The following is a 15,097-nucleotide window of genomic DNA, read 5'->3' on the forward strand; positions in this document are numbered from 1 at the left end:
TCCTTGCGTCAGGCGAGATGCCTGCTGAACCAGTCCGTGGCCAGCTCGGTGACCGATTCCAGGGTGCCGGGTTCCTCGAAGAGATGGGTGGCACCGGGGACGACGGCCAGCTGATGCTCACAGCTCAGGCGCGCCGCGGCCTGCCGGTTGAGATCCAGTACGACGTGGTCACGGCCCCCGACGACGAGCAGCGTCGGAGCCTTCACCTCCGGCAGCCTGGCGCCGGCCAGATCCGGCCTGCCCCCGCGGGAGACGACTGCCGCGACGTCCGCCGCGGGCTCCGCCGCGGCCCACAGCGCGGCGGCGGCGCCTGTGCTGGCACCGAAGTATCCGAACTCCATGCCCTGGATGCCGGGCTGCTCACGCAGCCATGCGGTCGCCTGGATCAGGCGGCGGGCGAGCAGCGCCGTGTCGAACACGTTGTCCCGGTTCACCGCCTCGGCCTCGGTGAGCAGATCGAACAGAAGGGTGCCGAGACCGGCGCGGTTCAGCCCGGTGGCGACGAAGCGGTTGCGCGGGCTCTTCCTGCTGCTGCCGCTGCCGTGGGCGAAGAGGACGACCCCGGGGGCGTCGCGGGGTACCGTCAGCCGCCCGTCGAGCGCGGCGCCCGTGGCCGGTATCCGGACCTCCCCGTCATAGGGCGCGGGAGCGTGCTCCGGGGAGGCGCTGCCCGCGGCCGGCGGTGCGTCGGACGTGGCGTGCGCCGCGCGGTTGTGCTCCAGGCAGGCGATGACCTCCTCGTCGCTCGTCTGCCCGAAGTCCGTGTAGAACTGGCCGATCGCGTAGAACAGCCGGGGGGTGTGCAGACAGACGCCTTCGTCCGCCGCGCCTCCGAGGCGGGACGACCAGTCGTGCGGCGCCACGGGAACCGCCAGCACGATCCGTGACGCGCCGCGGGCGCGCGCGATCCGACAGGCCGCGAGCGCCGTGGAGCCGGTCGCCAGCCCGTCGTCCACCACCAGGACCGTCCGTCCCTCGTACCGGGCCGGCTGCCGCTCCCCCCGGTAGCGGCGGGCCCGCTGCTGCAGGACGCCGCGCTCGTGTTCCTCCACCGCCGCCAGCGCACGGTCCGTCACACCCGTCCCCCGCAGCACCTCTTCGTTGATGACGCGGACGCCTTCCTCCCCGATGGCGCCCATGGCCAGCTCCGGCTGGAAGGGCACCCCCAGCTTGCGCACGAGACAGACGTCGAGCGGGGCGCCGAGGGCCTCGGCGACCTGCGCGGCGACCGGGACGCCGCCGCGGGGAAGTCCCACGACCACGAGGTCCTGGCCCTTGAGGTGGTGCAGCCGGGCGGCGAGCTGCCGGCCCGCATCGGTTCGATCAGCGAAGTACATGGTCGCCTCCCGGGGTGAGGTGAGCTCCTCGAGTCCCGAGTGAAGTAGTCGGGTCCGTACGGTCCGGAGCCGGGCGGGCGGTGAGGGTGCCGTCCGGGTCGAGTTCGACCCGTGAGCCGTAGGTCCGGCTGATCCGGCTCAGAACGTCCCGCACCCATCGCGAGTCCTCGACCGTCGCGCGCTCCAGCCGCATCCGCCGGGACCGCATCGGGACGATGCGCACGTCGTGGAACCTGCCGTCGACCGGGTCCACGGTGACGAAGTACAGCAACCGGAGGTCGTCCCGGTACTCCTCGTAGCCGCCGATGCCCTCGTAGTCGTTGATCAGGTCGCCGCAGCCGTGGGTGATGAGCTTTCCCCGGTACGACTCCAACGGCCGCGGATGGTGCGAGGAGTGCCCGTGCACGACGTCCGCGCCGCCGTCGACGAGCGCATGGCCGAAAGCGGACCTGGTCACGCGGGACGAGGTAGCCCCAGTTGGATCCCCAGTGGACCGAGACGACCACGATGTCGCCCGGCCGCTTGGCCGGACGCAGCCGGGTCGCGATCGCTGCCGCGGCGGCGTCCGTCTGCTCGGCGACGAAGTCGACCCCGCTGCGCTGTGCCGTGGCGGCCCAGCCGCGGGGTATACCGCTCGATGCCACGCCCACGGAGAAGACCAGGACGCGCCGGCCGCCGGTGACGGGGACGATCGCGGGACGCCGGGCCTCGTCGGCGTCCCGCCCCGCTCCCGGCGCGCGAAGACCCGCGTCCGCCAGGGTGTCGAGGGTCTCCTCCAGCCCTCGGCGGCCGTAGTCCAGCACATGGTTGTTGGCCAGGACGCACACGTGCGGACGGGCGGCGGCGAGGGCGGGCAGGTTGGCCGGGTGCATCCGGTAGTGGACCTCTTTGCCGGGCGCGGCCTCGTCGTTGCGCGTGACGGCGGTCTCCAGGTTGAGGATCCTGGCGTCGGGGGCCACCGCGGCGAGCACGTCCAGCGCGTCGCCCCAGGGCCAGGTGAAGCCGACCGGGCGGGGAATCACGCCGTTCGCCGCCTCGGCCAGCTCCACATAGGCGCGGGCATCCTTGACGTACGACTCCCGCAGCTTCGGATCGCCGGGGTGCGGAAGGATCTGGTCGACGCCCCGGCCGAGCATCACATCACCGGCCAGGAACAGCGTGACGAGGTCACCGCCCATGCCTCCAGGCTAGGGCCTGTAGCCCGACACCGTCGCGATCCACTTGACGAAGTCGCCCGGGTCGTTGTCCGCGCCGTGACCGGCGTCCCAGTAGTACGAGGTGTCGACGTCGTCGCCGAGGTTCTTCAGGCGGGCGGCGAGGTTGCTCGCGACGGTGAGCGCGGTGTCGCTGTCCTTGGTGCCGAGGCGGATCCACCAGTGCTTCGACCGGTGCTCGTTGACCTTGTCCACGAGGTGGTACATCGGGTTCATCAGATGGAGTTTCGCGGGGATGTCACTGTCGAGGCGCGCACTGGCACCCTCTTCGTGGCGCAGGCTGTAGAGGGTGAAGTGCCGGTTGGCGGTGGTCCCCGTACCGAACTCGTTGTTCTCGGGGGCGGACAGGTCGAAGGCGTCGAACGCCGGGGTGTCCTTCTTGCGGGCGCCCACGTGGGTGAGGAAGTCGGCCCAGGAGAAGGCCGCCCTGCCGCCGGACCACGTGATGAACGAGTTCGCGGCCAGATAGGTCGAGCGGTCCGCGTCCGACAGCGCCGCGAGGTACTGGGTGGCCGACGGCTCCAGGTGGGTCCTGACCAGGTACTCGTCGAGGTTGCGCGCCGTAAGGGTGCCGAAGCCCTTCGCCGTCAGCCTCAGGGAGGCGAGATGGTCGCCGTACGCGCTGCTCAGCGCCTTGGAGATGGTCTGGTCGACGACCGAGCCGCTGCTGAGCAGGTTGGCGCCCCAGTTCCACTCGTACGCCATGTCGGCGTGTTCGAGGTCGGTGATCGGGCACCAGGCACCGGTGGCGAAGATGGCGTCGCTCGCGTCGGCCGCGCCCAGCTCCCGCAGGTAGGAGTCGTAGACCGGACTGTCGCCGGACGCGCCGAGCAGCGAGGACAGCGCGCCACCCGCGCTGACTCCCGCGGAGACGATCCGGTCCACGTTGCCCGGGATGCGCCCCTTGTTGAACTTCACGTACCGCACCGCGGCCTTGAGGTCGACGATGGCGGCGGGCGCGGTGCCGTAGTACGTCCCGCTGGAGTCGACCAGCGACCGCCCGCGTGCGCCCGGCTCCACGACGACGTACCCGGCGGCGAGCGCCAGCTGCTGGCGGCTCGCGGCGGAGTCGGCGGCGGGAGCGGGCCCGCCCGGGCCGCCGGGGCCCATCCCACCGCCCGCGCCGATGCCGGTGGCGTTCGCGACGGACGACGGCATGTAGCCGCCGACCTGGTTGGCGAAGAGGATGGGAGCGCCGGACGCGTCCACGACGCTCCCGTCGATCTTCACCGGAACGCTGACGTTGAGGGACTGATAGGTGGCGTCCACCGGGTTGGCCACGTACGAGGCCACTTTGTAGAAGTGGTAGACGACCTCGTGGGCGGTGCCGGTGGTGTCCGTGATGCTGGTGGTCAACTCCGTGTAGCTGCTCGGATCGAAGACCAGGGAGGAGTCCGTGGACGCCGCGGACGACGCCGCGGACGTTCGGCTCGCCGCCCGAGCACCGGAGGCGAACCCGACCGCCGGCACCGCGGCACCCACGGTGAGCCCCATGACCACTGTCCTGCGCTTCACTGACTTCACGACCGTCTCCTGTCTTCGCGGCTCGTTCGAACAACGAGATCCCAGGACAACAGCCGTTTCTTAAGCCTTCCTTTGCGTCTCCAGTGACGGCACCGGGATCCGGCCACCGCCCTGACCAGCCACAACCACGGCCACCTTGCCGTGCCGGCCTCCAAACCGAAGCAATCGCCCACAAAATTGTCAGCAATTTTGGCGCGATCTCGCACGCTCGGACTCCCGGTTGGCCTCCCTGACCCGCGCCCGCAGCGCCTCCTCCGGCGCACACGCACGCAGCACGTCCGCCAGCCGCACCGCGGTACGCACGTTGCACCGCCCGAGCGCGACCAGCGCGAACGGCTCCTCGCTCGCACCGGTCACCGGGTCGACCCGCAACGAGGGCAGGACGATGCCGACGCCTTCCAGAGCCGCCTGGAGTTGTGCCACCACTTCTCCTGTCGACGTCGCATCCATGATCCCGCCTTCTCCACTCTGAGTGTTCACGTTCACCACACAGAGTGGCCAACTCGCCTCTAACCTGGCCAGAGACGGCGTCCCAACAACGCAGCGTGTGTGACAGGGAGTTGTTGTCCATGGCAGGTCCGAAGGATCTCGACCCCTCCTCGTCCCCCCGTGCCCTCCTGGGCGCCGAGCTGCGCCACGCCCGCGAGAAGGCGGGCCTCAGCCAGGAGGAGCTGGGCCAGCCTCTGTTCGTCAGCGGTTCGTTCATCGGCCAGTTGGAGGCGGGCACGCGGCGGATGCACCTCGAATACGCCCGTCAGATAGACGGGATCCTCGGCGCGAACGGCTTCTTCGAGCGCAACTGCAAGGCACTCGCGAAGTCCAGGTACCCGGACCACTTCGCCGAGGCGGCGGAGGCGGAGGCAATCGCGACGGCGATCAGGGAGTACGCGGCTCTGCTGATCCCAGGGCTGCTGCAGACGGAGGGGTACGCGCGGGCGGTGTTCCGGGCGTACCAGCCGACGGCGACGGAGGATGTGATCGACGAGCTGGTGGCGGCCCGGTTGGAGCGGGCGTGTCTCCTCGCCGATCCAACAACGCCGTTGTTGTGGGCGGTTCTGGACGAGGCAGTGCTGCGGCGGAAGGTCGGCGGTGTGCAGGTGATGGCGGGCGCCCTCCGGCACGTGGCGAAACTCGCCCGGCGGCACCGGATCATCGTCCAGGTGTTGCCGTTCGACGCAGAGGCCCATGCGTCCATGACCGGGGCTCTGACACTTCTGGACTTCGAGGAAGCCCCACCGCTCGCCTTCATCGAAGGACCCAGCATGGGACGGCTGGAGGACGACCCGGCCACGGTCACCCGCCACCAACTCACCTACGATTTGCTGAGGGCCAGCGCGCTGGCGCCGCAAGAATCCCTGGCCCTGATCGAGTCAGTGGCGGAGGATTACGCGCATGAAGATCAACCGTGAGTGGCGCAAGTCCACCTACAGCGGCGGCGAGGGCGGAAACTGCCTCGAAGTCGCCTCCGGTCACCCCACCGTCGTGCCGGTCCGCGACTCCAAGAACCCCGAAGGGCCCCGGCTCGTGTTCCGGGCCGACGCGTGGACGGCCTTCGTCGCAGATCTCAAGCGCTAAAGAGGGCACCCGACGAGGGAGTCGAGGATGTCACGCGCGGCGGTCAGGTCGTCGATCGACGCGGCCACCGCCCACGGCCTGGAGGTGGGCGCGCTGACCGCGGCGAAGGGTGCCGCCGACCGGGCCGTCGCCGCCGGCCACGAACCGGACGGACTCCCACGCCTGGCCACGGTCCTGCGCACCGGGAAGCCCCACGGAACTCAAGCCCCAAGCCCCGAGACCTCTCTGCAAGGAACGGGTGGAGGGCCCCAACCCACCCTCCCACCCTGGCGAGTTGACTTGACGCGACCGACTTGCCACGCACAGTCACCAGGCCTTAGCGTGCCCGAATAACGAACAACCCCCGCCCGGTGCTGGAACACCTGCGGGGGTTTGACCAACGAGACGATCGAGACATCGCCCCATGGCTGAAGCCAACTTTAGTGCTGTACCCCGCCCTGCGCACGCCCTCCCCCACCCAATGGCCAACCCGGGCTACGGAAAACGCAGCGCCCCGGACCAACGCCCCCGCACCAACCACGACTTCGCGCACCTCCCGCCCCGCGAGGCAGCGATCGCCGCGTACGTCGACCGGCTCCCCGACGGCGCCGACATCTCCGTAAAAACGCTGGCCAAAGAGCCTCCGTACGGCCAATGCGCCCTGCGCACCGCTCTCAACAACCTCACTCGGGCAGGCCACTTGCGCCGGGGGCGCGAACACCTGACCGAGTCGGGCGGCTCCCGCTGGGTCACCCGATCGTGGTTCACCCGAACGGCACGCGACGACGGCTGGTGGGCGACGTTCACACGGGGCGCACCGGGCGACGTAGCGCAGGAGCCCCCGAACCGGTCGTCCGCGCCCACCCGCTCCCGCGCCCACATCCTGCTGGCGGCACTGGGTCGCACGACCCCGGCCCTGTCCCTCTCGGCCCGGGACTGCGCCGACCTCGCGCCCCTGCTCACGGAGTGGTTCGCGAGGGGCGCCACCGAAGAGCAGGTACTCCGGGCCCTGTCCGCGGGCCTCCCCGTCCCCGTGCACAGCCCGGCCGCCCTCGTCCGCACCCGCCTGACCGCCAAGCTCCCACCGGAACCCGTACGAGAGACGCCACCACCACGCCCGCCCCTGCGCATCCTGGAGTGCGCGAAGTGCGGGGTCCCGGGCCGCCCGGAGGCCCTGCCCGGCGGCCTCTGCGGCCCGTGCCGGGGCGACACCGCCCCACGGCCCACCGGCCCCCTGACATCCACCGCGGTCCACGCCCACGCCGCCGCGGCTCGTGCGGCGATGGTCGACCGACGAGAAAGGGCACGCGTATGACCGCTCCAACGGTCCGGAAGCACACAGCGAGGGCACCATGGTGGGAAGGAGGCGACACCACCATGACCTTTGGCACCAGGCGCCCGCAGATGTCCGCGGAGGACTTCGAAGAGCTGGCCGGCAAGGCCCCGAAGAACGTTCAGCTCGAATTTCTGGATGGACGGCTGTACGTCAAGGGCGACCACATTGAAGTCGAGGACTTCGAGGAACTCGCCCGGAGGGCCCCTGAGGGCGTCAAGCTCGAACTGATCGATGGAAAGCTAGAGGTCAAGCCGTTGCCGGACAATCGCCACAGGGCCATCGTGGTGTGGCTCGTTCGACTGTTCATGCAACTGCGCCCCGAACTGGCCCTGTACCACGAACAGGACCTCAAGATCGGCACCTACCGCAAAGGGCACGCCACTGCGGACGCCGCATTGGCGCCGTTGGATCATTTCATCGCCCAGGACAACGACTGGGCCGATCCGGATGGCGTCCTCATGGTCGTCGAAGTGACCTCCCGTGATCGCGACACCGACCGGCGCGACCGCATCGACAAGGTCCGTGGTTACGCGGAGGCAGGCATCCCCGTCTACCTCCTCATCGATCGGGACAACGACACCCTCGTCGTGCACAGCGACCTGAAGAACGGGGCGTATCGGCAGAGCCCCTCATACCCGTACGGAGCCGCGGTCGAACTCCCGGTGCCCGTGAACATCACCCTGGAAACCGAGAAGCTCAAGGACTACGCCGACTGACCGATCAGTGGCAGCGCCCCGAAGTCATGGTGCTCCCAGAGCCGGCGCGAGGTCTCGTGCGGATACGCGGTGACGACCGACTCCGTGTCGAAGACCTGGGTCGGCCGCCGCTCGGTGTCGTACGCGGGCCAACCCGGGTCTCCGGTCGTGGCGAACGCCGTCCAGGCCGTGCGGAAGCGGGACGACACGGCCTCGGCCTCCGGGGACGACCCGACCCCGGCGAACAGCATCAGGCCGAGATCGGCGGCGAAGGTTCCGAACAGCAGCGGTATGTCGAGCCCGTGGCAGGCACCGAGCGCGCCTCCGTAGGCGGGCGCGGGCCAGGCCAGCTCGTAGACGTGCACGCGGCCACCGCCCGCGATCTGCGCCTCGGCCAGACGCAACGAGGGCATACGGAACACCGCGTCGGAGTGCACCCACTCGTAGAGCTCCTCGGGAGAGGCGTCGGGAAAGGCGGCGCGGTAGGCCCGCTCGCCGTCAGCCCCGAAGCCCGAACCCGGTCCCAGGCCCATTCCTATTCCCGGTCCCGGTCCCGGTCCCGGGCCGAAGGTGCGCAGTGCCGCCGTCGCCTGTTCATCCGTGATCGTCCCGAGTCGGCCGCCCAGCGCGGCGAACAGCCGGTACTCGTTCCGTGTGTGCCCGACGATCAGTTCCACGTCCCGTGCCGAGCCGGCCGCCAGCGCCTGCCAGGGGGCGGTCGGCAGTACCTCTCCGTCGACGACGGGCGAGAAAGCGGTGAGCGTGTGGGCGACCATGCCCCACCTGTCCTCGAACTCCCGCATCTTGGGCCCCAACGCCTCGCCCACGGCGGTCAGTCGGCGGGGATCCACCGAGGACAGGTCGGCGGCCGTCGGACGCAGACCCGCCTCGGCGGCGATGGCGGCGGCGATGTCGCGGGCGAGCTCGTCGGAGAAGAAGGGGCCGGGCATGCTCTGCGCGATCGCCCGACCGAACAGCCCCGCCGCGCCGGGCATGGCCAGCAACGAGGCGACGGACCCGGCGCCCGCGGACTCACCGAAGACGGTGACCCGGCCGGGGTCGCCGCCGAAGGCCGCGATGTTCTCCCGTACCCATTCCAGGGCCGCGACCTGGTCGAGCAGCCCCCGGTTGGCGGGGGCTCCGTCGATCCGGGCGAAACCCTCCACGCCGAGGCGGTAGTTGAGGGTGACGACCACCAGGTCGCCGTCGCGGGCGATGCGGCGCGCGTCGTATCCGGGGCTGCCGGAGTGGCCGAGCTTGTAGGCGCCGCCGTAGATCCAGACCATCACCGGACGGCGGGCGGCCGGGTCCGGGTCGGGCGTCCAGACGTTCACGGTCAGCCAGTCGTCGCCCATGGGGGCGTCGATCACCCCGGTACGGCCCTGGAATCCCGACTCCTGCGGGGGCGGCGGCCCGAAGGCGAACGCGTCGCGGGTGCCGTCCCAGGCGGTCACCGGACGCGGGGCGGCGAACCGCGCGTCCCCCACCGGCGGTTCGGCGAACGGAATGCCCCGGAAGACCACCAGTCCGTCCTCCCGGCGACCACGCACCGCACCGGCGTGGGTGCGCACCACGCTCGCTCCTGCTGACGTCACGACGGCTCCCCGGGTACAGGTGGAACGGAACGGTTCCTTGAGGGAACAGCGTGCTACGAAACAGCCAGGCGATCACCCCCCGGGGATGGGGAGGCGATCGCCTGGATGCGATTTCGGACAGGTCGGGTCACGTCAGGTCCGACCGGCCCGAGGCTCAGCTGAGCGTGCGCAGCGCCGCCGCGTCGTACGCCTTCAGCTCGTCGAACCGCCCGTCCAGCACCTTCGCCGCCCACTGCGGATCCTGGAGCAGCGCGCGGCCGATGGCGACCATGTCGAACTCGTCGCGCTCCAGGCGGTCCAGGAGTTCGTCGATGCCCTTGACCGGGGCACCCTCGCCCTGGAAGCCCTTGAGGAAGTCGCCGTCGAGGCCGACCGAGCCGACGGTGATGACCGGCTTGCCCGTCAGCTTCTTCGTCCAGCCGGCGAGGTTGAGGTCGGAGCCGTCGAACTCGGGGAGCCAGTAGCGGCGCGTGGAGGCGTGGAAGGCGTCCACACCGGCCTCGGCCAGCGGGGTCAGGATCGCCTCCAGCTCCTCCGGGGTCTCGGCGAGCCGGGCGTCGTACGCCTGCTGCTTCCACTGGGAGTAGCGGAAGAGGACTGGGAAGGAGGGCGACACGGCGGCGCGGACCGCGGCCGCGATCTCCGCCGCGAACTTCGTACGGGCCACGGGGTCGCCGCCGTACGTGTCGGTCCGGCGGTTGGTGCCCGACCACAGGAACTGGTCGATGAGGTAGCCGTGCGCGCCGTGCAGCTCGACTCCGTCGAAGCCGATGCGCTCGGCCTCGGCCGCGGCCTCGGCGAACGCCTCGACGACATCGTCCAGGTCCTGCTGGGTCATGGCCTTGCCGGTGACCTCGGCGTCCGCGGAGCCGATGCCGGACGGGCCGACGGCCGGCGCGTCCGCGAACGGCGGCTGTCCCGCCTCACGCACCATGCCGATGTGCCACAGCTGCGGGACGATCGTGCCGCCCGCCGCGTGCACGGCGTCGGCGACCTTCGCCCAGCCCGCGAGCTGCTCCTCGCCGTGGAAGCGCGGCACGCGGTCGCTCTGCCCGGCCGAGTCGTGGCCGACGTACGTGCCCTCGGTGACGATGAGGCCCACGCCCGCGGCGGCGCGGCGGGCGTAGTACTCGGCCACGTCCTCACCGGGGACGCCGCCCGGGGAGAACTGCCGGGTCATCGGTGCCATCGCGATCCGGTTCGGGACGGTCAGGCCGTTCAGCGAGACAGGGCGGGACAGGATCTCGGCCGCGCGGGAGGCGGGTGCAGTCGTAGACACGTGTGGGGGCTCCTCGGGTACCGGATGGTATGTGCGTATGCATCGATGGTGCGTCAACCACAACTCTCCGGCCGTTCATGTCATTCCGGCCGCCCGGCACCTCGCCCTGTGACCCCGGACACGCCCGAGGGCGGCACCCCCTGTTTCCAGGGAGTGCCGCCCTCGGCAGGAAAACCGATCCTCGGAAGGATCAGAAGTCCATGTCACCGCCCGGCATGCCGCCCGGAGCGGCCGCGGCGGCCTTCTCCGGCTTGTCGGCGATGACGGCCTCGGTGGTCAGGAACAGCGCGGCGATGGAGGCGGCGTTCTGCAGGGCAGAGCGCGTCACCTTCGCCGGGTCGATGATGCCCTCGGCGATCATGTCGACGTACTCACCGGTCGCAGCGTTCAGGCCGTGGCCGACGGGCAGGTTGCGCACCTTCTCGACGATGACGCCACCCTCGAGACCACCGTTGACGGCGATCTGCTTGAGCGGGGCCTCCAGGGCGAGCCGCACGGCGTTGGCGCCGGTCGCCTCGTCACCCGAGAGCTCGAGCTTCTCGAAGACCGAGGAGGCCTGGATGAGGGCCACGCCACCACCGGCGACGATGCCCTCCTCGACGGCCGCCTTCGCGTTGCGAACGGCGTCCTCGATGCGGTGCTTGCGCTCCTTGAGCTCGACCTCGGTGGCGGCACCGGCCTTGATGACGGCCACGCCGCCGGCCAGCTTCGCCAGGCGCTCCTGGAGCTTCTCGCGGTCGTAGTCCGAGTCGGAGTTCTCGATCTCGGCACGGATCTGGTTGACCCGGCCCTGGACCTGGTCGGCGGAGCCGGAGCCGTCCACGATCGTGGTCTCGTCCTTGGTGATGACGACCTTGCGGGCACGGCCCAGCAGGTCCAGACCCGCGTTCTCCAGCTTGAGGCCGACCTCCTCGGAGATGACCTCGCCGCCCGTGAGGATGGCGATGTCGCCGAGCATGGCCTTGCGGCGGTCACCGAAGCCCGGAGCCTTGACGGCGACGGACTTGAAGGTGCCACGGATCTTGTTGACGACCAGGGTCGACAGGGCCTCGCCCTCGACGTCCTCGGCGATGATCAGCAGGGGCTTGCCGCCCTGCATGACCTTCTCCAGCAGCGGGAGCAGGTCCTTGACCGAGGAGATCTTGGAGTTGGCGATCAGGATGTACGGGTCGTCGAGGACGGCCTCCATACGCTCCATGTCGGTGGCGAAGTACGCCGAGATGTAGCCCTTGTCGAAGCGCATACCCTCGGTGAGCTCAAGCTCCAGACCGAAGGTCTGGGACTCCTCGACGGTGATGACGCCTTCCTTGCCGACCTTGTCCATCGCCTCGGCGATGAGCTCGCCGATCTGGGTGTCGGCGGCGGAGATGGAGGCCGTGGAAGCGATCTGCTCCTTGGTCTCGACATCCTTGGCCTGCTCAAGAAGGGCACCGGAGACGGCCTCGACGGCCTTCTCGATACCACGCTTGAGAGCCATCGGGTTGGCGCCGGCGGCTACGTTGCGCAGGCCCTCGCGGACGAGCGCCTGGGCGAGAACGGTCGCCGTCGTCGTACCGTCACCGGCGACGTCGTCCGTCTTCTTGGCGACTTCCTTGACCAGCTCGGCGCCGATCTTCTCGTACGGGTCCTCGAGCTCGATCTCCTTGGCGATGGAAACACCATCGTTGGTGATCGTGGGGGCGCCCCACTTCTTCTCGAGGACGACGTTGCGGCCCTTGGGGCCAAGGGTGACCTTGACGGCGTCGGCGAGCTGGTTCATCCCGCGCTCGAGACCGCGCCGTGCCTCCTCGTCGAACGCGATGATCTTGGCCATGTGAAGTGGTCCTCCCGGACTGGGGTGGATTGCTCCGGACCGCGCTGGCGCCCGCGACGGACGGCCTGCCTGCCCCGTGGTTCCTTGCACCACCTGGCCTGCGGGCCTCACCGACCCGGTCCTTCGTTATCACTCTCACCTTCAGAGTGCTAACGCCAATGATTAGCACTCGCCCCTGCCGAGTGCAAGCGCCTTCCCTTGATCCGCAGGTGAGAAGGGGCGCGCAACCCGCGCGTCGCGCCGGTGCGCGAGCGGACCCACGACGGCGTCATGACAGTGCACGGACAGACCGAAGGGCTCGTACCCCATGGGATACGAGCCCTTCGTCACGTCGAACAGTCAGTCGGCGCGTGCTTCAGCTGGTCGCGAGCCGGACCATGTCCGCCTGCGGCCCTTTCTGGCCCTGCGAGATCTCGAAATCGACCCGCTGACCCTCTTCCAGGGTGCGGTAGCCGTCCATCTGAATCGCGCTGTAGTGGACGAATACATCCGCACCACCGTCGACCGCGATGAAGCCGTACCCCTTCTCCGCGTTGAACCACTTGACGGTGCCCTGAGCCATGCCTAACTCCCCTATTACTGGCCCTTGCACAGGACCGCACTTCGCGGACCCGGGTCAGACCTCACCCCCCAACGGTTGGGGGTGTGCGCCGGAACGCGTCGACCGCGGCTGAATGTATCTGTCCAACTGCCGTCTGCAACAGGTCAATCGGACGAGAATTCCGGGCACGGCTGATCGGGAATATAGGGAGAATTTGCGAAGATTCAGGGCAAGTCGGGCCCCATAAAAGCCGTATAAGGCTCAAAAGCGCGGGACACTTTGGCTACTTCTTGTCGGACTTCGGGCGCGAACTCATATGCGCCCGGCATGCAAAGTGGAGCCGGTTCCCCAACTGTACCCCGCTCAACCATACAGAATTGCCCCCTCCGCTTCTCTCACGGAGGGGGCAATTCGATGAACTCTCGGTAATTGGCATTACCAAGGGTAACTATCTCACCCTGGGTAACGGCACGCGAGGAGGTCAGCCACCGGCGACGGCGGGGATGATCGAGACGCCCACGCCGTCCGGCGTCGCCGTCTCCAGACCCTGCTCGAAGCGGACGTCGTCGTCGTTCACGTAGACGTTGACGAACCGGCGCAGCTTGCCCTGGTCGTCCAGGACGCGCGCGGCGATACCCGTGTGGTTCTTCTCCAGATCCGCGATGACCTCACCGAGGGTCCCACCCTCGGCCGTCACCTCGGCCTGACCACCGGTGTAGGTGCGCAGGATGGTGGGGATGCGGACGGAAACGCTCATTCTTGTGACCTCCGGTCAGGTAAGGGCTTTTAGGGGCGCGGGGTGTTGCTAAATATGCGGCTCCGCCGCGTGGGCGCGACCAGCGCCCACCGGCCCGCAGACGAACAACGACGCTTACGCGAGCCCAGCTTCCCTGAAGGACTCAAGGCTGGGGCGGATCGTCGCGGTGAGCCCGGTACCCGCCACCGCGTCCAGCGTCTTCAGACCATCACCGGTGTTCAGGACGACGGTGGTCAGACTCGGGTCGAGGAGCCCGTTCTCGATCAGCTTCTTGGTGACACCCACGGTCACCCCACCCGCCGTCTCCGCGAAGATCCCCTCCGTACGCGCGAGCAACTTGATCGCGTCGACGACCTGATCGTCGTTCACGTCCTCCACGGCCCCACCCGTACGCCGCGCGATGTCCAGCACGTACGGCCCGTCGGCCGGGTTGCCGATGGCGAGCGACTTGGCGATGGTGTTCGGCTTCTGGGGCCGTACGACGTCGTGGCCCGCCTTGTAGGCGACGGACACCGGCGAGCACCCCTCGGCCTGGGCACCGAAGATCTTGTACGGCTTGTCCTCGACCAGTCCGAGCTTGATCAGCTCCTGAAGACCCTTGTCGATCTTCGTGAGCTGGGAGCCGGAGGCGATGGGGATCACCAGCTGGTCGGGGAGCTTCCACCCCAGCTGCTCGCAGATCTCGTACGCCAGGGTCTTGGAGCCCTCCGCGTAGTACGGCCGCAGGTTGACGTTGACGAAGCCCCAGCCCTCGCCGGCCGGGTCGCCGATCAGCTCGGAGCAGAAGCGGTTCACGTCGTCGTAGTTGCCCTCGATGCCGACGAGCTCACCGCCGTAGATCGCGGCCATGACGACCTTGCCCTGCTCCAGGTCGTGCGGGATGAACACGCAGGAGCGGAAACCGGCCCGGGCGGCGGCGGCGCCGACGGCGCCGGCGAGGTTGCCGGTGGAGGAGCAGGAGAGGGTGGTGAAGTTGAAGGCGCGGGCCGCTTCGATGGCCTGGGCGACGACGCGGTCCTTGAAGGAGTGCGTCGGGTTGCCGGAGTCGTCCTTGACGAAGAGCTTGCCGGCCTCGACGCCCAGCGCGCGGGCGAGGTTGTCGGCCTTGACGAGCTTGGTCCAGCCGGGGTTGATGTTCGGCTTGTCGGCGACGTCGGCCGGGACGGGCAGCAGCGGCGCATAACGCCAGATGTTCGCGGGGCCCGCTTCGATGCGCGCCCGGAGCTCTTCGGTTTCGTAGGCCGAGAAGTCGTACGCGATCTCCAGCGGGCCGAAACACTCCTCGCAGGCGAAGACCGGGCCGAGCGGCACGCGGTGCCCGCACTCGCGGCAGGAAAGCGCGGCGGCGGGTCCGAGATCCACACCGACTACGGTGGTGGTGTCGCCCGCGACAGGGTTCGTGGTGCTTGCAACAGTCGAACTTGCAACAGTCTGCGCAGCCATGGAGGCGAG

14 protein-coding genes and 1 pseudogene are annotated in these 15,097 nt (G+C 69.3%); 5 read left to right on the top strand and 10 right to left on the bottom strand.

Features of this window, described 5'->3' with window-relative positions; all coding sequences use genetic code 11:
- Window positions 1-8 precede the first annotated feature (8 nt).
- The 4 genes and pseudogenes from ACZ7M3_RS28395 to ACZ7M3_RS28410 all read right to left on the bottom strand — a co-directional run bounded on the left by ACZ7M3_RS28395 (window position 9) and on the right by ACZ7M3_RS28410 (window position 4,498).
- Window positions 9-1,337 carry a phosphoribosyltransferase family protein gene (locus ACZ7M3_RS28395; RefSeq protein ID WP_388398194.1) on the bottom strand — a complete coding sequence of 443 codons (1,329 nt, stop codon included), beginning with the start codon at window positions 1,335-1,337 and terminating at the stop codon, window positions 9-11.
- Window positions 1,324-2,515 (bottom strand): annotated as a pseudogene (locus ACZ7M3_RS28400) (CapA family protein). Before ACZ7M3_RS28400 ends, ACZ7M3_RS28395 begins: the two are co-directional and overlap by 14 nt.
- Window positions 2,516-2,524: 9 nt before the next feature.
- On the bottom strand, window positions 2,525-4,045 hold the full coding sequence (locus tag ACZ7M3_RS28405; RefSeq protein WP_472066917.1) for a subtype B tannase: 1,521 nt from the start codon (window positions 4,043-4,045) through the stop codon (window positions 2,525-2,527).
- Between the two features lie 210 nt (window positions 4,046-4,255).
- A complete protein-coding gene (locus tag ACZ7M3_RS28410) occupies window positions 4,256-4,498 on the bottom strand; it encodes a hypothetical protein (protein WP_254649461.1) in 243 nt (80 codons plus the stop codon).
- A 146-nt stretch (window positions 4,499-4,644) separates the two neighbouring features.
- On the opposite strand from ACZ7M3_RS28410, the gene ACZ7M3_RS28415 reads away from it, so the two are divergent.
- From ACZ7M3_RS28415 to ACZ7M3_RS28435, 5 genes are all read left to right on the top strand, one after another.
- Window positions 4,645-5,484: a helix-turn-helix domain-containing protein gene (locus tag ACZ7M3_RS28415; RefSeq protein ID WP_472066708.1), complete on the top strand. Its 840-nt coding sequence runs from the start codon at window positions 4,645-4,647 to the stop codon at window positions 5,482-5,484.
- The gene (locus ACZ7M3_RS28420; protein ID WP_472066710.1) at window positions 5,468-5,650 is read left to right on the top strand and encodes a DUF397 domain-containing protein; all 183 of its coding nucleotides are present in this window, start codon (window positions 5,468-5,470) and stop codon (window positions 5,648-5,650) included. The genes ACZ7M3_RS28415 and ACZ7M3_RS28420 overlap by 17 nt, the downstream gene beginning before the upstream one ends.
- 27 nt (window positions 5,651-5,677) lie before the next feature.
- Entirely contained in the window at window positions 5,678-5,983 is a 306-nt protein-coding gene (locus tag ACZ7M3_RS28425) for a hypothetical protein (RefSeq protein WP_472066712.1), read from the top strand.
- Between the two features lie 127 nt (window positions 5,984-6,110).
- On the top strand, window positions 6,111-6,944 hold the full coding sequence (locus ACZ7M3_RS28430) for a hypothetical protein (protein ID WP_472066714.1): 834 nt from the start codon (window positions 6,111-6,113) through the stop codon (window positions 6,942-6,944).
- A 62-nt stretch (window positions 6,945-7,006) separates the two neighbouring features.
- A complete protein-coding gene (locus ACZ7M3_RS28435) occupies window positions 7,007-7,681 on the top strand; it encodes a Uma2 family endonuclease (RefSeq protein WP_472066716.1) in 675 nt (224 codons plus the stop codon).
- Here the strand turns inward: ACZ7M3_RS28435 and ACZ7M3_RS28440 are convergent.
- The 6 genes from ACZ7M3_RS28440 to thrC all read right to left on the bottom strand — a co-directional run bounded on the left by ACZ7M3_RS28440 (window position 7,669) and on the right by thrC (window position 15,088).
- On the bottom strand, window positions 7,669-9,255 hold the full coding sequence (locus tag ACZ7M3_RS28440; RefSeq protein WP_472066718.1) for a carboxylesterase/lipase family protein: 1,587 nt from the start codon (window positions 9,253-9,255) through the stop codon (window positions 7,669-7,671). The two genes, ACZ7M3_RS28435 and ACZ7M3_RS28440, sit on opposite strands and share 13 nt — an antisense overlap.
- A 154-nt stretch (window positions 9,256-9,409) precedes the next feature.
- The gene (locus ACZ7M3_RS28445) at window positions 9,410-10,534 is read right to left on the bottom strand and encodes an NADH:flavin oxidoreductase (protein ID WP_472066720.1); all 1,125 of its coding nucleotides are present in this window, start codon (window positions 10,532-10,534) and stop codon (window positions 9,410-9,412) included.
- Between the two features lie 190 nt (window positions 10,535-10,724).
- Window positions 10,725-12,347 (bottom strand): chaperonin GroEL, encoded by a 1,623-nt coding sequence (gene groL, locus ACZ7M3_RS28450; protein WP_095853971.1) that lies wholly within the window; start codon window positions 12,345-12,347, stop codon window positions 10,725-10,727.
- Between the two features lie 355 nt (window positions 12,348-12,702).
- The gene (locus tag ACZ7M3_RS28455; RefSeq protein WP_019057200.1) at window positions 12,703-12,909 is read right to left on the bottom strand and encodes a cold-shock protein; all 207 of its coding nucleotides are present in this window, start codon (window positions 12,907-12,909) and stop codon (window positions 12,703-12,705) included.
- Between the two features lie 460 nt (window positions 12,910-13,369).
- Entirely contained in the window at window positions 13,370-13,645 is a 276-nt protein-coding gene (locus tag ACZ7M3_RS28460) for a MoaD/ThiS family protein (protein WP_351307986.1), read from the bottom strand.
- Window positions 13,646-13,759: 114 nt separating this feature from the next.
- Entirely contained in the window at window positions 13,760-15,088 is a 1,329-nt protein-coding gene (gene thrC / locus ACZ7M3_RS28465) for a threonine synthase (protein ID WP_472066723.1), read from the bottom strand.
- Between the last annotated feature and the right edge of the window lie 9 nt (window positions 15,089-15,097).

It is taken from the genome of Streptomyces sp. NPDC111656, assembly GCF_055656965.1.